The organism is Brevibacterium sp. VCM10 (assembly GCF_000583215.1).
GTDB classification, from domain to species: Bacteria; Actinomycetota; Actinomycetes; order Actinomycetales; family Brevibacteriaceae; genus Brevibacterium; species Brevibacterium linens.
Genome location: NZ_JAJB01000003.1, coordinates 43,961 through 60,320, shown reverse-complemented (window position 1 = coordinate 60,320; position 16,360 = coordinate 43,961). Strand labels below are relative to the sequence as shown.

11 protein-coding genes are annotated in these 16,360 nt (G+C 61.8%); 2 read left to right on the top strand and 9 right to left on the bottom strand.

All coding sequences use genetic code 11. From position 1 onward, the window contains the following. Nucleotides 1-289 precede the first annotated feature (289 nt). A complete protein-coding gene (locus tag AD89_RS19505) occupies nt 290-1,399 on the bottom strand; it encodes a TIR domain-containing protein (RefSeq protein WP_081770295.1) in 1,110 nt (369 codons plus the stop codon). A 122-nt stretch (nt 1,400-1,521) separates the two neighbouring features. Next, nucleotides 1,522-2,781 carry a UDP-N-acetyl-D-mannosamine dehydrogenase gene (gene wecC, locus AD89_RS0100785; protein WP_025776706.1) on the bottom strand — a complete coding sequence of 420 codons (1,260 nt, stop codon included), beginning with the start codon at nt 2,779-2,781 and terminating at the stop codon, nt 1,522-1,524. Nucleotides 2,782-3,082: 301 nt separating this feature from the next. Here wecC and wecB point away from each other — a divergent pair, with 301 nt between their 5' ends. Both wecB and AD89_RS0100775 read left to right on the top strand, forming a co-directional pair. Next, complete coding sequence (gene wecB / locus AD89_RS0100780) at nt 3,083-4,246, top strand: non-hydrolyzing UDP-N-acetylglucosamine 2-epimerase (RefSeq protein WP_025776705.1); 1,164 nt, start codon at nt 3,083-3,085, stop codon at nt 4,244-4,246. Between the two features lie 47 nt (nt 4,247-4,293). Continuing rightward, entirely contained in the window at nt 4,294-5,433 is a 1,140-nt protein-coding gene (locus AD89_RS0100775; RefSeq protein WP_025776704.1) for a glycosyltransferase, read from the top strand. Between the two features lie 6 nt (nt 5,434-5,439). Here AD89_RS0100775 and AD89_RS0100770 read toward each other — a convergent pair whose 3' ends face one another. The 7 genes from AD89_RS0100770 to AD89_RS0100740 form a co-directional block, all read right to left on the bottom strand. Continuing rightward, entirely contained in the window at nt 5,440-6,228 is a 789-nt protein-coding gene (locus AD89_RS0100770; protein WP_025776703.1) for a hypothetical protein, read from the bottom strand. Between the two features lie 23 nt (nt 6,229-6,251). Beyond that, nucleotides 6,252-7,661, bottom strand: a complete 1,410-nt coding sequence (locus AD89_RS0100765) for a polysaccharide pyruvyl transferase family protein (RefSeq protein WP_081770294.1) — start codon at nt 7,659-7,661, stop codon at nt 6,252-6,254. Beyond that, nucleotides 7,658-10,258 carry a glycosyltransferase gene (locus AD89_RS19120; RefSeq protein ID WP_025776701.1) on the bottom strand — a complete coding sequence of 867 codons (2,601 nt, stop codon included), beginning with the start codon at nt 10,256-10,258 and terminating at the stop codon, nt 7,658-7,660. Before AD89_RS19120 ends, AD89_RS0100765 begins: the two co-directional genes overlap by 4 nt. Continuing rightward, nucleotides 10,251-11,111: a hypothetical protein gene (locus AD89_RS20085; RefSeq protein WP_025776700.1), complete on the bottom strand. Its 861-nt coding sequence runs from the start codon at nt 11,109-11,111 to the stop codon at nt 10,251-10,253. Before AD89_RS20085 ends, AD89_RS19120 begins: the two co-directional genes overlap by 8 nt. After that, a complete protein-coding gene (locus tag AD89_RS19110) occupies nt 11,104-13,737 on the bottom strand; it encodes a glycosyltransferase (protein ID WP_025776699.1) in 2,634 nt (877 codons plus the stop codon). Before AD89_RS19110 ends, AD89_RS20085 begins: the two co-directional genes overlap by 8 nt. Further along, nucleotides 13,734-14,069, bottom strand: coding sequence for a hypothetical protein (locus AD89_RS0100745; RefSeq protein WP_025776698.1), 336 nt, complete (start codon nt 14,067-14,069; stop codon nt 13,734-13,736). Before AD89_RS0100745 ends, AD89_RS19110 begins: the two co-directional genes overlap by 4 nt. A gap of 218 nt (nt 14,070-14,287) precedes the next feature. Beyond that, the gene (locus AD89_RS0100740; RefSeq protein WP_231488327.1) at nt 14,288-16,180 is read right to left on the bottom strand and encodes a glycosyltransferase family protein; all 1,893 of its coding nucleotides are present in this window, start codon (nt 16,178-16,180) and stop codon (nt 14,288-14,290) included. Nucleotides 16,181-16,360 lie beyond the last annotated feature (180 nt).

Below are 16,360 nucleotides of genomic sequence, written 5' to 3'. Positions count from 1 at the left end.
GTCGCTGACTCAGAGGCTATTGCGCGCAATCCAAGAAACGTTATCTCCGCAAACCAAACAAAAATTAGCGTTCCCTCCCCAAGCGGAGGCCGTTATATCTCGCTATTAGTCCCCCCTTTTTAGTGGCGACTGTGAACATAGTTTTATATTGATTAACGATTGGTCGGTCAAAGTCGCGGATTTTAAGGCTCTCATGCGGAGTCAAGTTGTTTCGAGTTCAGTAGGTGGGGTGTGGCCGTTGGGTGGGTTCGCGTGGTCTCTCCACGTAGTTCTAGCCTGCTGCCACGGCCTAGGTTATCGATTTATCAAGAGCCACTCTTGCTAGTTCTAACTTATCTGAAGTTTCAGGTGGGACAGTCCACTCAACTGTCAATGTCAGCTCGATCGCCTCACCCTGCTCGAGCGCTACAGGAATTCGATTTACTTCATTCCGGAACGTGTGAGGGAAGGACGTTAATGATTCGATCGGTTGCTCAACGTATTTAGTCAGGGCGCGAAGATACGCTCTCGCCTCTGCGGTAAGAGTCGAATAACCGCCGACTCTCTTGGACCACTGAAGTAACATATCTATCAGCCGTCCGTAGCGATCTGCCATATATTCGATCGTTTCCGTATCGCCTGGTTCACCTGGATCTCCCCATGCTTCGGACTGAGCACGCTCGTTAAACAGCCCGTCAAATGCGTCCATGATGCCGAAGAGTCGTGATATCTCTTGGGTAGACAGCTCCAATATTCTTTCAGGTTCGATGTACTCGCCAGGATGAAAGAAGCCGTTTCGGGCATCCCGCAATTCTTCTCTTCGAGCCTTGACTGCTTCTACCAGTAGGTAAGCGGTATAAAAATATTCCCATCCAGGGGGCCTCTCGCTTAGGAGTGAGCCACATTCTTCAGCCGTGAGTGGTGTGCGGTCGATAACTGGCTTAGGTGGATTCATCGGAGCGCCAATTTTCTTCTCGATGAAAGTTACAATTTCATCCACGGAATACTTTCGCGAATCCACGTAGGATACTGAGCTTCGAAGCCCGGGAAGGTCAGTGTCGTCGATCCTAATTGGGAAAACGTAAGGAGAGCTCCTGTTTGCGGCCTGACCTAGAGCGCGAACTAAGATTGATCGGCGTTCATGAGTAGTCCAGGGTTTGTCTGCATAATATTCCGAAATGAACATGATGGCAGCACGTGAGCGGTTTTCGTATACGTTGGCAAAATACTCGGTAAGTTCTTCTCCCCAGAGTGAAGCGACTTCATCCTCGTCGTAGAAAACCGAATATCCTTTAGATTTACATTTATCCACTAGCTCGGCAACTAGCTCTCGATCCTCTCCGGCAAATGAAACTACGATATCGAAATCGTGATCAATCGAGTCTGCTTCTGCGGGGACAACGTCGGGTTTTTCAGCCATATTCCATTGTCCCCTGGAGCCGGAGTCAGGTCTAGTAGTACACCGTGAAAAGTTTGATTGAAGAAACGCACGACTAGGGTTGTTGCTAGTGCTGATGTCGCGTCGACGGATCGCCGTCTACTTTAGCCCCACACTCCACGGGTGTCATGGACGATCTTCTGCGTGAGCAGAGTCCGGTCGATGCGGGTGAACTCGTTGTGGTCGACGAGCAGCAGCACGATATCGGCAGCGCGAATGGCTTCGTTCACCTCAGTGAGAGTGACGTTGACGCGCTCCTCGAGTTCCGAAGGCAGGCTGTCGATGTTGGGCTCCACTGCCATGATCTTGGCTTCTGGGAGTGCATTGGCGAGCTGCCCGACGATCTGCCGTGCCGGGCTCTCCCGCAGGTCATCGATGTTCGGCTTGAACGCCAGGCCAAGCGCTGCGACTTGCACATCCTGGATGCGACGGGCCTGCGGGAGGAGCTTGTCGAGCACATACCCGGGCTTCGAGTCGTTGACCTCACGCGCGGTGCGGATCAATGACGACTGCTCGGGCGCAGTGGAGACGATGAACCACGGGTCGACGGCGATGCAATGGCCGCCGACTCCGGGGCCGGGCTGCAGAATATTGACTCGAGGGTGGTGGTTCGCGAGCTTGATGAGCTCCCACACGTTGATGTCGAGACCGTCGGAAATCACCGACAGCTCGTTGGCGAAGGCGATGTTGACGTCGCGGTAAGCGTTCTCGGTCAGCTTCGCCATCTCCGCAGTGCGAGCATCCGTCATGAGGAACTCGCCCTCACAGAACAGTTCGTACAGGTCACGCGCACGTTCGCCGGCATTTCCGTTGAGGGTGCCGACGATGCGATCGTTCGTCCGCAGCTCGATCATGATCCGGCCGGGCAGAACGCGCTCAGGGCAGTGCGCGAAGTAGACGGTCTGTGCGCTGCCGGGTTTGAGAGTGAGATCCGGGCGAGCGTTGATGATCGTCTCGGCCAGGAACTCCGTTGCTCCGGGAGGCGAAGTCGATTCGAGGATGATGAGCTCATTGCCCTCGAGCAGGGGAGCGATCTGCTTGCCCGCGGTCTCGATGTAGGAGAGATCAGGTTCGTGCCCGTCCTTGAACGGCGTCGGCACCGCGACGATGTAGTTGTCCGCGTGCGGGGTCTCGGTCGTGGCCCGCAGATAACCCTGAGAGACGACACCGGCCACCGTCGTCGCCATGTCCGGCTCGACGAAAGGAACCTGACCGGCGTTGATCGTAGCCACGGCATCGGCGTTGATATCGACCCCGACGACCTCTGCGCCCGAACTGGCCAGAACAGCTGCTGTCGGAAGACCGATATAACCGAGGCCGATGACGGCGACCGAGGGGCGTTGAGAGGTGGCGGTGGGCGGCATGTGTGCAATGCTCCAAACTCGAGATGAACGACTTCTGATGTTACCTGAGAGCTTCTCGAGGCAACCTGACCACAATGACCCATGAAATGACCGCTGACGTGACTTCATTATCAACTTTGGGTGAACGAGTTGTGAAGGTCCGCAGAATCGGCCGGTCGGAGTGGACCCGACATGATGAGATAGACGGAGTCGGTATGTCCAAGTTCCGCAGAACTGCATACCATTACCCACATCGGCATTGATGCGAGAACCCTGCCCCGCCGAGGCGGCCCCCGTGGTTCTCCCGACCAGGAGTTCGTGCGTGACCCCAACTGTCCTCACCGTTTTCGGCACCAGGCCGGAAGCCATCAAGGTGGCCCCACTCATCCGGGCGATCGAATCAAGTGCGACCCTGCGATCCCGCACCGTCGTCACGGCCCAGCATCGTGAGATGCTCGACCAGGTCAATGACCTGTTCGGCATCACCCCGGACGTGGACCTCAACATCATGTCCCAGGGGCAGACTCTCAACGGGATCGCCTCCCGTGTCATCGGGGAACTCGACACCGTGCTGGAAAGTGAGGCGCCCGACGCCGTGCTCGTCCAAGGCGATACGACCACAGTCATGGGTGCCTCCATCGCCGCCTTCAACCGCGGCATTCCGGTCATCCACCTCGAGGCCGGGCTGCGCTCGGGCAACCTGCTCAGTCCCTTCCCCGAGGAGGCCAACCGGAAGCTGACCAGTCAGATCTCCGCCCTCCACCTGGCTCCGACCGCACGTTCACGGGACAACCTGTTGGCCGAGAGCGTCAATCCGGCTGACGTCGTCGTCACCGGAAACACCGTCATCGACGCCCTCCACATCGCCGTCGACATGAATGTCGCCCCCGCTGATCCGGTCGTCGCGGACTATGTCGCCTCTGACCGCCCGAAACTTCTCGTGACGACCCACCGTCGGGAGAACCTCGGCTCGTCCATGGAGAACATCGGAGACGCGCTGGCCGAGTTGGCCGCTGCCCGACCCGAACTGCTCATCCTGCTCCCGGCCCACCGCAACCCGCTCGTGCGCGAGGCCGTTCTTCCCCGAGTCGAGAAGTTCGACAATGTGCTCGTCACCGAACCGCTGTCCTACGGCGAGTTCACCACTGTCATGGCCGCCTCGGACGTCGTCCTCACCGACTCCGGCGGCATCCAGGAGGAAGCCCCCAGCCTCGGCAAGCCCGTCCTCGTCATGCGTGAGAACACCGAACGCCCCGAGGCTGTCACCGCAGGCTCGGTCAAACTCGTCGGCACCGACACCACCGTGATCACCACCGAGGTCTCCCGACTTTTCGACGACGCGCTCGCCTACGAAGCCATGGCGAAGGCCGTCAACCCGTACGGTGACGGACGAGCAGCCGCCCGATCGGTCGCGGCCATCGAATCGCTGCTCGGCGTCGGCGATCGCATCGCGGAATTCGCACCAGACGTCGCCTTCGCCGACTGACGGCGACGACCGTGGCAGTTCAAACGCGCACTGTACTGGTGACCCGCATGGGTGTGGGCATCTTCGACCCCGTCTGGTGGCGAACCCGACTCGGACTCTTCAGCAGCATCACCGCCGCCAGCGTGGCAGCGATGGGAGAACGAGACCTAGTCTGGGCCATCCTGCTCGACTCGGATCTGCCGCCGGCGATCCTCGGTGATGTCCACGACGTCATCGACGCCCAAGGACTCAGCGATACTGTTCGCTTCCACTTCGTCCCGGACCACTCCCGCCTCGGGGACACGGTGCGCGCGGCGCTCAGGGCGGAGACGCACCCGAGTCGTCCCCTACACGCCCAGCTGCTCGATGACGATGATGCGATCTCGGCCCGATTGCACGATGCCCACCTCGAGGCCTTCGAACCGGATGTCGCCGGGGCACAGGTAGCCACGACAGCGAAAGGCGTCGGGATTGATGCACCGCGCGGCAACCGAGGCGAACTGATCTACCCCAGCCACGTCCCGAACTCGACCTTCTTCGGTTCAGCCACCGACGTCGGTGACCTCATGCTCTCATCCCACCGCAAATGGCTGACCACCGCGGTTCAACGCGGGGGACTGGCCCACAGAGTCGAGACCGACACCGACGACTGGCTCTACCTCTACCATCGGCAAGGCGACGGGGACTACGACTCGCGGATCGCCCAATTCGGCGACTCCATGCGCCCGCTTACCCAAGCAGATCTCAACCCGTTCGGCATCGACCTCGAAGCGTTCCGAGCCAGCGTCGTCGAACATGAAGCGATCCCAGAGACGATGGGGCTGACCTGGCGTCGCACTCAACCGCAGCAGTACGCACTGCTCGCTCTGCACCGTCGGACGCGTAAGCTCAAGCAGAAGTGCATCCGCATCAACTCCGACATCTTCGGACGGACCGAACCGTTCTTCTACCTGCGCTCGCCCCTGCCGGGGAAATCCCGGAAAGCGGGCGTCACCGAGTTCATCGGAGTCGGCACACCCGGCAGCCGCATCGAACTGTGGTTGAAAGGCAAGAACGACTTCAAGCACATGGGGTCGGCCGAATGTGCAGAGGACGGCGGCTGGTCGATCCGTCAGAACTTCCGAGCGTCGAAATGGTCGGTCGAACTGCGTCAGTTCTCCGGAGACACCGAGGCCAATACGCTCCCGTTCCGCCTCACCATCACCTGAGTAGGGTCAGCTGCCGACGACGTCCTTGAGGATCTTTCCCAGCAGCGCCCGCTTCGGTGGAACATGGCCTTCGCCGGCATCGACGAGGTGAGACTCCATCTTGTGACCTTCCGGCAGCACATCGAAGAACGGCGCATAGTGGTGCTCCATATGATCGCTGTCGCCGGAGTTCTGCACATAGTGCACCGAATTGGACACGGGACGACGGTAGAGCTCGATGACATCGGTGCACACCGGCAGCTCGTCGACGGACAGTCCGTCCCACGCATAGTTGAGGTACCGGTTGACGATGACCGGCACATAGTTGCGGATCGTCGTCTGCGGATTGACCGGCACAGCGATCGACCCGGGAAAGTGCGTGGAGTAGTAGAGGGAGGCGAAACCGCCTCCGGATGCGCCGAAGAAGACGAGCCGACGATCCGGACCGTCGAATCTGGAGATGATCTCCGTCAATGCGTCCTGCAGCTTCGGCTGCCGACTGCTGCCGGCGTACCAGCCGAGCTTGATCCGGGAATCGACGTAGAGCGAAGGGTCGCTGATGAACAGACGATTCGCCGCGACATCCTCGGAGAACGTGGCCCCGGAGAACACCGGGTACCGACTTACCGCCTTCGTGATCGCCGCGTGGAAGAAGACGACGGTGGTGTCGAACCCGCGATCGTCATAACGCAGATCGATGGGGATGTCATCGAGCATGATCGTGTACGTTGTCGAGGCGCCCGGCTGGGGCCTGGTGAACGCCGCCACCGATTCGGCGTGGTGGTGCCCCTCCTCAGGGATGGTGCGTTCGATCATCTCTTCAACTCCTCGGGTCGTTCTCAGCGCGACTCTGCGCCGGGTGCATTGTCATCTGAGTGGCTGTCGGCGTCGCGCAGATCGTGTACGGCCTGCAGCACTTGGGACAGCGATTCCTTCTGCGCGCGTTCGAGCCCTGTCCGATAGAGCAGAGCCAGGGCCTCGATCTTCAGTGCAGACGTGTCGAACGTCGCCGTCTCCTGCGAGGCGATCGCCTCTGCGAACCAGCGACGGACCAGGGTCCTGTTTGCCCGGATCCGATTGTGGATCTCGTCGATGGAGTCGCGGACCGTGGACAGTGCCGTGTCGACTTCGTCGCGCACCGTCGAAATGCTGCGGTCGTCGAGACGCACGGCGCAGTCGGGAAACTTGAGCAGCTCGAACAGCCCGGGCATCTTGTGCCCGTGCGTCTCCGAATACACGCCCACGGTCGGCACCGCCTGAGACGAGGCGAGGATGACCGAATGGAAGCGAGACGTCACCAAAGCGCCGAGGCGGCCGAGCTCGTCGACGAACGACCGGAATCCGGCCGGATCGATGAGTTCGACCTTGTCCGACCCAGCGATCTCGATGAGATGGTCGGCGACCGCCGTGGAGATCTCCCGGTCGGCTCGGGTCTGAACGATGACCTTCACCCGCCCTCCGTCGGCCAGATGGGCTTCGGCCACCGAGGTGAAGAGTCGGTATGCCTGGGAACTGCGGAACTGCGATTCTCGGAGTTTGTTCTGCACGAATGCCGAACGGCGGGACCCCGGACGGATTCCCATGTCCTCGGGCCGCAGGACGATGCCGAGAACATCCTCGTCGCGGTTCTCATCCTCTTGGGCCCGAAGTCCCGGCACGAAGAAGCCGGGATCCAGGAGAACCGGAAGCTCCTGACCGAGGTCGGGCGACTCGAGTCTCCGGGACTCGAGGTCGCGAAAGGCTGCGGCGTCGACGCCCTGGTGGAGGAACTCCTCGAGTGTGGTCCCGAACGACGTGCGGAACGGGCCGACGGTCGACGGCAGCAGGACGACTGGTTTCTTCAGCGACTGCGCGGCCAGTGCGGGGAGGATCCTCCACACGAGGTCGATGAGGTTCTCCCCGGTCGCCGACTCGAAGAGATGCTCACCGGCGTTGAGGACGACGAGGTCGACATCGGCCATACCGACATCCTCGGCGAACCTGTGCGGATGAGCGACGTAGTCGATGAGCAGTTCGACCTCGTCACGGCCACCGCGTGCGCGACCGTCGGCCGGAACGATCAGCTGCTTCATGCCCTTGAGGGTGAAGCCCGCCTGCCTGCGGAACTGGTCCGAAGGAGCGAGGAGAACAGCCGTCGAGTCGTCGATGTCGACCTCGGCCCGGCGCATCAGCTCGAGGGCACCGGCATTGATGGCGAGGTCACCCCAGTTCGAGGCGACATGCCCGTAGAACAGCATTGTCCGTGTCATGACGTCAGCCTAGCGAGCGCCGATTCCATGACCGCCCCGACCGCCGACCAGCTGCGCTCCGATTCCGTCCATGCGGCCGCAGCCTCCACCCGTGACTGCGTCGCGGTCGGATGCTCGATGACCGCGCTGATCGCCTCGGCGAGAGCCTCGACGTCACCGCTGGGCACAACGAGACCGCGCTCGCCGTATCCGGCGATCTCCGCCAGGGCCGGGACGTCGGAGACGATGACGGACTTCTTCGCTGCCATCGCTTCGAAGGGTTTGAGCGGCGAGACTGCACGGGTCGCTGGGGTGAGCAGGCGCGGATAGGCGCAGACATCGATGACCGAATAGAGGTCGGCGACCTCTTCGTGGGGGACGCGCCCGGTGAAGACGATGGTCGATTCGTCGAGGCCGAGATCGGCTGCCAGCGAGCGGATCCGGGACGACTCTGCGCCGTCTCCGACGAGCAGCGCGCGCACCTGGACTCCGCGGCTGCGAACGAGAGCGATGGCGCGAACGAGGATGTCGAGGCCTTCGTAGCCGACGAACGTGCCGATGTATCCGATGATCGGGTCGTGGGCGCTCCAACCGAATCGCGAGAGCACCTGCGGGTTCTTCTCTGCAGACGCGAACTCAGCCGTATCGACGGCATTGGGCATGATGCCGATCGGACATCGAGTACGTACTCTGCTGTTGATGATGTCTCGCATCGCCTCGGTGATGGTGAGGACTTCGTCGCAATGCTCCAACACTGCGTTCTCCAGCGTCACGGTGCGTGCACGACGCCCTTCCATCCGGGCGGTGTTCGCGGCCTCGTAGACGAGTTCCCACATACCCGAGACCTCATAGACGACGGGAAGACCGAAGCGCTTGGCTGCGATGAGCCCCGGGAGGGCCGAGACATAGGTCGATCGCAGATGGACAGCCGTCGGTCGCTGACGGCGGATCACCTCGGCGAAATGGTCGATGGCTTCGCGCATGTACGCGAACTCACCATCGGCGCGGGCGGCCTCGCTGCCCAGTCGCAGGTAGCGGATCCCGTCATGGACCACCTCGGTGGTCGCCCCCGGCCCCAACGAATTCGCGGCCTCGGGAAAGCCCGGGCGGGTGAGAGCGATGACCTCGAAGCCGCCTGCGGCGATGGTCTTGAGGACGCTGTGCGCCCGAACCGCGTAGCCGCCGCTCTGGTCCGGTGCGCTCGCGTGGAGGATGGTGAGGATCCTGCCGGGCACGGGCTCGAACGGCACCGCGGTGTTCTCGGACACGGATTCGAGCTCGCGCAGCATCGCCGAGGCGGCTGCGGACTCGCTGATGAGAGGTCGGTCCGCGGCGGATGCGGTCGTGGGATCGGCAGTGTCGGCGATCTCGTCGAAACGTCCGGTTCCGAAGAGAGCGCGGATGCGTCGCGCTCGGTAGATCTTTCCGCGGTCGGACGCCGGCACGGTATCGACGAGAGCCTTGGACTCGGCATAGAAGCCGGCGGCCAGGAGGTGTCCGGTCAGAATGTCGCGGATCGGTGCGGTCTGCCGCCTCGTACCGCGGAACCGCAGCAGTCGGGCGAACGCTCTGGTCGCAGAGGACAGGGGCAGCAGTCGGGATGATTCGATCCGAAGAGAGTCGACGACCGTGCGAACGTGTTTGGCCAGCACAGGTGACTCGACGATGGTCGCCAGTCCGAGGGCGGCTCCCAGCGCTTGGATATCGACTTCCGTCGGCAGGACGAGGTCCGAGCTCGGTCCTGCGTCGAGCAGTTCGGAGCCGCGGATCGAGATGATCGTCTGCTGTCCCGAACGGTTCGGTGTGAGCAGAATGGCTCGAGCCCGATCGAGGAGGGGCCGACCCACCGAGTCAGAGGTCGACAGTGCCGCTGAGACAGACTCGGCGACGAGTATGGGTACGACGGGCAGGATCGCGAGGGTCTCCATTACCGGTGTCAGCGCTTGGCGAGCGAGCTCAGTCGGCGCAATCCGGATGCAGACGACGTCGTGCTGGATACCGACGGGAGCGTCATCGAGGGCGCAGACAAGTTCGGCGAGCCAGTCTGTATCCGCACCGAGAGAGCGGGTGACGGCACGCAGCTCGTGTTGAGCTGCTGGCTGCACATCCGACCCTGTTGACTCGAGCGTGGTCGTGCCGTCAGCGGAGATGGTCAGTTCGATGGATCGGCGGGCGCCCTCACCGAAGTTGCTGTTCGGAGCATCCTGCATGAGGGACTCCAACCGTCTCCTCTGCCAGGGCTTCGCCCCTGTCGCGACCGCTTGATCGGCCAGCAGACGTGCCAGCTGGACGCGTTCGTTCGTGGCCAACAGGTCAGCCACGAACCGCGATCGCAGAGATGAACCTTCGGCCACCGCAGTGTGGAAGAGAATCCGGCAGACCGTTGCCGACGACGTCAGACCGTTGAGTACTGAGCTGATCTTCCGCGCGGCCGTCTCCAGGTCATCGGAATGCTCGGACAGCAGACGAGCGGCAGCTGCGATGCCGTCGACAATCGGGTTCTCAGCGGGAACGCGGACGGTTCGGCTGCTCTCACTCGACGGTTCTACGGCAGGAACGGACTCCAACACAGGCTCAGGTGCTGTTTCACGGGTGTCGACCTCGATGCGTTCACTCATCTGCGGCCTCGCTGACGATAGCGTTGACGGCCGCGGCGGTGGCGGCTTTGGACAGTGGATTGTGACCGCCACGGACGTCGGAATACAGCGATACATCAAAACAGGATCGTTCACCGGACTGAGCGGGCAGAGCGTCGACAAGCGCGGGCAGCTGCGCGAGGGCATCGTTCTCGCTGGCGGCATTGAGCAGGCAGCGAGTTCGGGGGATATGCCCGAACTCGGCGAAGGCCTGAGCGGTCGACGTCCTATCCGGGAAGTTCTCCGCCGTCTCTTCTGGAGTCGCACCCTCATAGGACTGGCGGGCGATCGTTGTGACGTACACCGGGATGTACTTCGTCCAGTCGATCTGCGGGTTGTTCACCAGGGCACGGCTGCCCTCGTCGCGGGCGGCTGTTTGGAGAGCCTGGAAGCCTCCCGCACTGGTCCCGAAATACAGGCGAGCAGCCGACGGAACCTCGAGACACTCCGCGACGAATCGCGCCGTCTGGGCCATCGCGGGCAGCGCAAATCGGCCGGGAGCTCCTTGCCCCCATCCGATGCTGATCTGATTGTCCGTGCGCAGCGTCGGATCGGAGATGAAGAGGACATCGGCGTCGAAGTCGTCGACCCAGGTCCGCCGTTGGAAGATCTCCTGCGGATCCTTCCCCGGTGTCCTCCGGACTGCTCCGTTGAAGGCGATGACGAGACGGCCGGTCGGCTGGTCCCTTGACCACAGGAGCGCGGGAACCGTCACCGTTCCGGCGTGGAAATCGAAGCGTTGGAAGAGACCGGGGCGTCGTTCGATGCGGTCTCCGGGCAGCAATGTGCCCAGTCGCTCGAATTGGGGCTCTTCGCTGAGTGCGGCCTCAGACATGTGTGACGGCATGGAGTTCGGCGAGCTCGGCGTCCTTCCACGACGTCTTGCCGTAGAACCGGGTGAGTCGACGGATGAGGCTCTTGCACTCATCGATATCCTCTTCGGCGGCGAACGCGAGCTTCTGGACGAACCATCCTTTGACGAAGGGCTCGAGCCGTTTGGCGTTGTAGTCCTCGAGCAGGCCGACCTCGCGCAGCCACGCAGACCTGTCCTCTTCCAGGGGCAGGTACTTCTCGTAGAAGCGCGGCCCGATGGCGTTGACGGTCGAGTTCGTCACCGCAGCGTAATAGGTGTGGATCGGTGTCGACGTCAGCCCGATCCGGTCGGCGTGGAAGAGCATCTGCTGGAAGAAGTAGGAGTCCTGTCCCACGGCGCCGATCGGCTGATAGATGCCGAGGCTCTTCAGCCACTGCGTATCGGCCACGAGGGCCTGGATGCTCATCGGCTGGAACTTCACTTTAGAGAGCGCATTGTCTTCGAGTACACCCTCCTCGCCGACGACCGGACGCAGAATACCGGCGTTCTTGATCATGATCCGGTTGTGCTTGAACCGCATCATATTGCCGATGGCGAAGTCGTATCCGTGCTCTTCGACCATCTCGAGCAGCAGAGCATAACCGTCGTTCGTCTGCTCATTGTCCGGATCGAGGTACGTCACGAACGGGGTGTTGGTGAGTTCAAGTCCTTTGTTGCGTGGACGCGACGCACTGCCCGAACCGCCGGCAGGGAACCGGTGGACCCGAACGTTGGGATAAGCGCGGTCGAGTTCGTCGAGGATCGCCGACGTTTCGATGTCCGTGGACCCGTCGTCGACGAGGAGGACCTCGCAGCGGTCGAAGATCGAAGACCGGCGAAGGGATTCGAAGCACTTGAACTTCAGGTGCGGACCGTTGTTGTATACGGGCACGATGACGCTGATCTCAGGTTCGACAGTGACGTCGATCGTCTCGACTGGTTCGAGAATGAGGTCCGAGGCGATCGCCAGAGTCGTCCGCTCGGGCCCGACCCTGTCACCGAGGCGGCTTCCGGCGGGGCACCACGTGGCAGTGATGTGCTGGTCGGAGTCGACTGGAGCGACGAATTCGTAGAGAGGTTCTGCGGTATCGATGGGCAGAATCCGAACCTCATCGACGTCGGTGAAGCGGAAGGCGTTCACCGCGTCCTGCACGAGGTGAGGACCGAAATCGGAATGCCCGGTCAGGTCGATGACGACGTCGCCGTCAGCGCCGGCGACCCGGTCGGAGTCGTGTGGAAGAACCTCCACCGGACCCGCATACGACTGGGCCAGGCGGAAGGCGTCGAAGTCCGATTCCGTCAGTCCGGTGACGTAGACCGTGTGATCGGGAGAACCGGAGTCCAGTCCCATCTCCTCGGCGATCGTGTCGATGCGGTCGAACGCGGTGTTGGCAGTGAACGCGGCACGGATTCCCGCCACCTGTGCTTCCCGGATGCTGCGCTGTGTCAATGCCCGGTACGTCTGCTCCATGTCGAGAGCGGAGTCGGGCATGCACACTTGCGGATAGAGGGAGTTCACGCCCGCGTTGTAGTTCGAGACGATGAACGTTCCCATGGCCTGCAGCTCGATGATCCTGTTGGCGTACATCGACTGGGAGTTCACAACCGAATTGAGGTTGATGCCGACAGGCAGGAGCCGCTGGAGATCGAGGAGCGTCTCGTGATCGATCGGCCGGTGCAGATGAGGCAGATACCGCTCAGGGAAGAGATAGCGTTCGGCTTTCGCGAACTTCTCGGTGTCGAGTTCGAGGTTGCGATCGACGATCGTGAGATCGGCTCCGGCCGACAGCAGTCCGTCGAAGATCCGCTGGGCGGATGACTTCCGCTCCGGATACTTGTGCTCGAACCAAGAACCGGCGAAGACGAACTCGCGACCGGAATGACGCATGCTGCCGAGCGGATGATGATGGACGAAGTTCACTGCGAAGGGCAGGACAGTCACGGGCACTTCATTGTGGAGATACTCACGGTAGCGAGGCACGCATTCGACGGCGCTGGTGAACACGTGGTCGGCGGACTTCGCCAGGGGTGCGAACTGTTCGTAGTTCGGCGGATCCTCTTTCGAATAGAAGGCGATCGGGATCTCGTTCGCGCGGGCGAAGGGAACGATCTTCGACTCGAGGACCTGGCGTGCCGGGGAACCGGACAGGGCGACGTTGAACCATTCGTCAGCAAGTCCGCGCCAGGCCGAGGTGATGAGCAGCAGGTCGATGTCCGCCATGTCGTGCTCACAGGTTTCAGGATGGATCGGCACCACATGAGCCGCGTTCTTGAGCGAGTCGAAGAGGAACCGGTCGGCGATGATCCCGATGCGCAGCTTCCGGCGAGTATCCCAATGCTGCCCCGAGGTCCTCGGCAGCTGCTGAGACTCGTCGATGAGGGCTGAGATCTTGCTCTCGACAGGGGCTGCGAAGGCGCGGTGACGTTCGAGGTACTCATCACGCGACTCGGCCAGGTCGATGTAGGGATGCCGTCCGAGCAGACCGTCGATGAAATAGTCCGACTGCGTGTGCACGCCGAGCGACTTCTGGCGAGTGCGGGTTGCCTTCAGTTCCTTGATGCGAGTGTCGAGAGCGGCCTGCCGCTTCTTGATATCGGCGTCCTTCATGACTGACCACCCTTCTGCTGGGAAGTGCCGCGTTGCGGACGGCGCAGGCGCCAGTAAGCGCGCTGGACCTGCATGGCTTTTGAGCCCAGCAGTCGTTCGAGTCGTTCATTGACCGAGGCGAGTTTTGCATCCCGTTTCGCGACTTCGTTCTTCAGTCGCTCGATCTCCTTCTCGCGTTTGTTGATGCCTCCTAGCAGCTTCGACTCACGGTCGTAGGCGCTGATGAGTTCCTTGGCGAGTTCGGCATTGAGGGACGAAGTCTCGTCAATGACGCGGGTGACGTTCTCGCGGACGGAGCCGAGGTCCTCGGTTCCCGTCGTGGTGGTCTTCAAATGGGCTCCAGTTGTCCAACGTCCGCAGTGGAACTTCTGGCCACCGGAACCGGTGGCGTTCCTCTGCGAAATCTTCACAGCGTGACTGCCACGCTACTGACCGGATCAGACCGAAACCGCCCATTTCACCAACAGTTCACCTGGGGCATACGAAGAATTCCGCGGGCCGCTCGATTCGGGCCGGGCGAACGGTCGGGCGGGCGTCGAAGAGCGGATTCTCAGAAGCAATAGTGACCCGGAGCGTAGCCGAAGGCGTGGATGTTCCCGTTGGCCAACAGGTGACTGTCGTCGACGCTCCACGTGTGGGCATGGTCGCCACGGACCTGGACGAAGTTGAACCTGTCCGCCGAGTAGATCCGGGCTCCAGAAGCGATGAGTCTCTGCTGGAGCTCCGTGTCCTCACCAAGGGTGCGTTCGGCGAACGGATTGTCCAGCAGCGTCGAACGATGCGTCATCAGAGTCGGGCCCATGACGAGGTCGGTGAACCGGTGCTCACGTTCAGGGAATCGGCAGATGACGATGTCACGGCCCCGAATGTGGAGATAGTGTGCCTGCTTGCCGACGAGATCGGCATTCGAATAGCGCAGAGCCGCGAGCTGATCGCCCAGGTAGTGCGCTCCGTAGACATCGTCGTCGTCCATCTTCGCAATGACATCGCCGGAGGCCGCCTGAACTCCGCGATTGAGGCAGACTCCCAACGGCTGCGCAGAGTCGACCTCAACGATCTGCAGATGCTCAACCCCTGCTTCTGCGGCGCGAGCGCGCAGATCGGCAGGTGCCGTGAACCCGTGGGTCACCAGCACGAGCTCCTTATCCGTGTGCAGCTGCGCGGCGTGGGTCCGCAGAACCTCGCCGAGGTGGTCCGGCCGATTCGTCGACACCACAGCCGAGACGGACGTGGGGAATGGCTGCGCATAGTCCAGGCCGAGCGAATCCATCACCGTCATCGCTCTGTGAGTGTAGGTGTGTTCCGCCCAGATGCGTCGTTGGGCAAGATGGACGGTGCGGTCTCTCAACTCAGGACTGCGCACGTAGGCACGCAGAGTCCACTCTGCTTCCTCCGGAGTCTCAGGTTGAGGGACCTCGGTGGTGGGGAAGAACTCTCGAGTCGCCGCACTCGGGGTGGTGACGACCGGGGTGCCGGCGGCACTGATCTCGAAGATCCTGCGTGCGCACATACTCGGAGAGTCGGTGACGGAGTTGACGTTGAGGAAGACCTTGAAATGTTTGTATGCCGTGAGCAGATTGCGGTACGGAAGCGACCCGACCACACGCCCGGCCAGGTTGCCTGGGAACTGATACCGCTCATCGTTGCCGAGGAAACGGGAGAAGATCTCCAGTCCATACTGCATCCTCGGCGATACGACGTCAGCGGCACCGAGCAGCAGGTCCATCTGCTCCCTGCGCTCCGGATATTTGTGGGCGAAGTACATGCCGGCAAAGGCAATGTCCCTGGCGGCGGCATTCCGCGCAGGACGTGAGGGATTGTGGACTGCCGGCTGTGCGGCGAACGGCAGGGCGGCGACCCTGTCATGACCGAGTCTTGAGCGATACTCGGGGATCAGCCTGACATCGCTGGTGAAGACGACGTCGAACATCCGTGCCAGGGGCAGGAAATCCTCGAAGTGCGGGGGATCCTCTTTGTTCCAGAAGACGGTCGGAATGCCTCGGCGGCGGCACTCGCCGAGCAGTTCGGTGATCTCTGTGCTCGGACCCGACGGGCTCGTGAGCTTGAACTTCCACTGACCGTCGTTGCCGCTCCAGGCGGACTCAACGAAGACGAAGTCGAGATCGTCGAGTTCGGTCGGCCACTGCGTCGGCGACAGCGGTCGGAGCGACCACTCATAGCCGAAGCTCTCGGTCGAGAACTCGTCGAGGACGACTCCCACGGACAGCTGATCGAAGACCGGAAGGCGATGCTGCACCGGCAGGGGAGGGAACAGGTTTGCGAGGACCTCCGCTGACAGGCTTCCCGTGGCGACCTCGGCGGAGGCTTCTGCGGTTCCTTGTACCAACGAGCGTCGACGTCGCCACTTCGCGACTTGGCTGATTCCGCCGTTGCGCAGATGCCACACAGCGGTCCTCAGTGTGCGAAATGGTGTTCGGGGCACGGATCGGATCCTCTCGGCGGTAGCCAGGGTGCGTGACGGGGAAGTGAATCGAAGTCAGGCGACGGCTGTCGACGCTCAAAGTTCACAGCGTCATTTATGTGTGAAACCTGTTAACGCCAATAGTACAATCGGAAAGTTGCAAGCGGCTTCGCGAAGTCGGACGGGGAAACCAGAATGAAA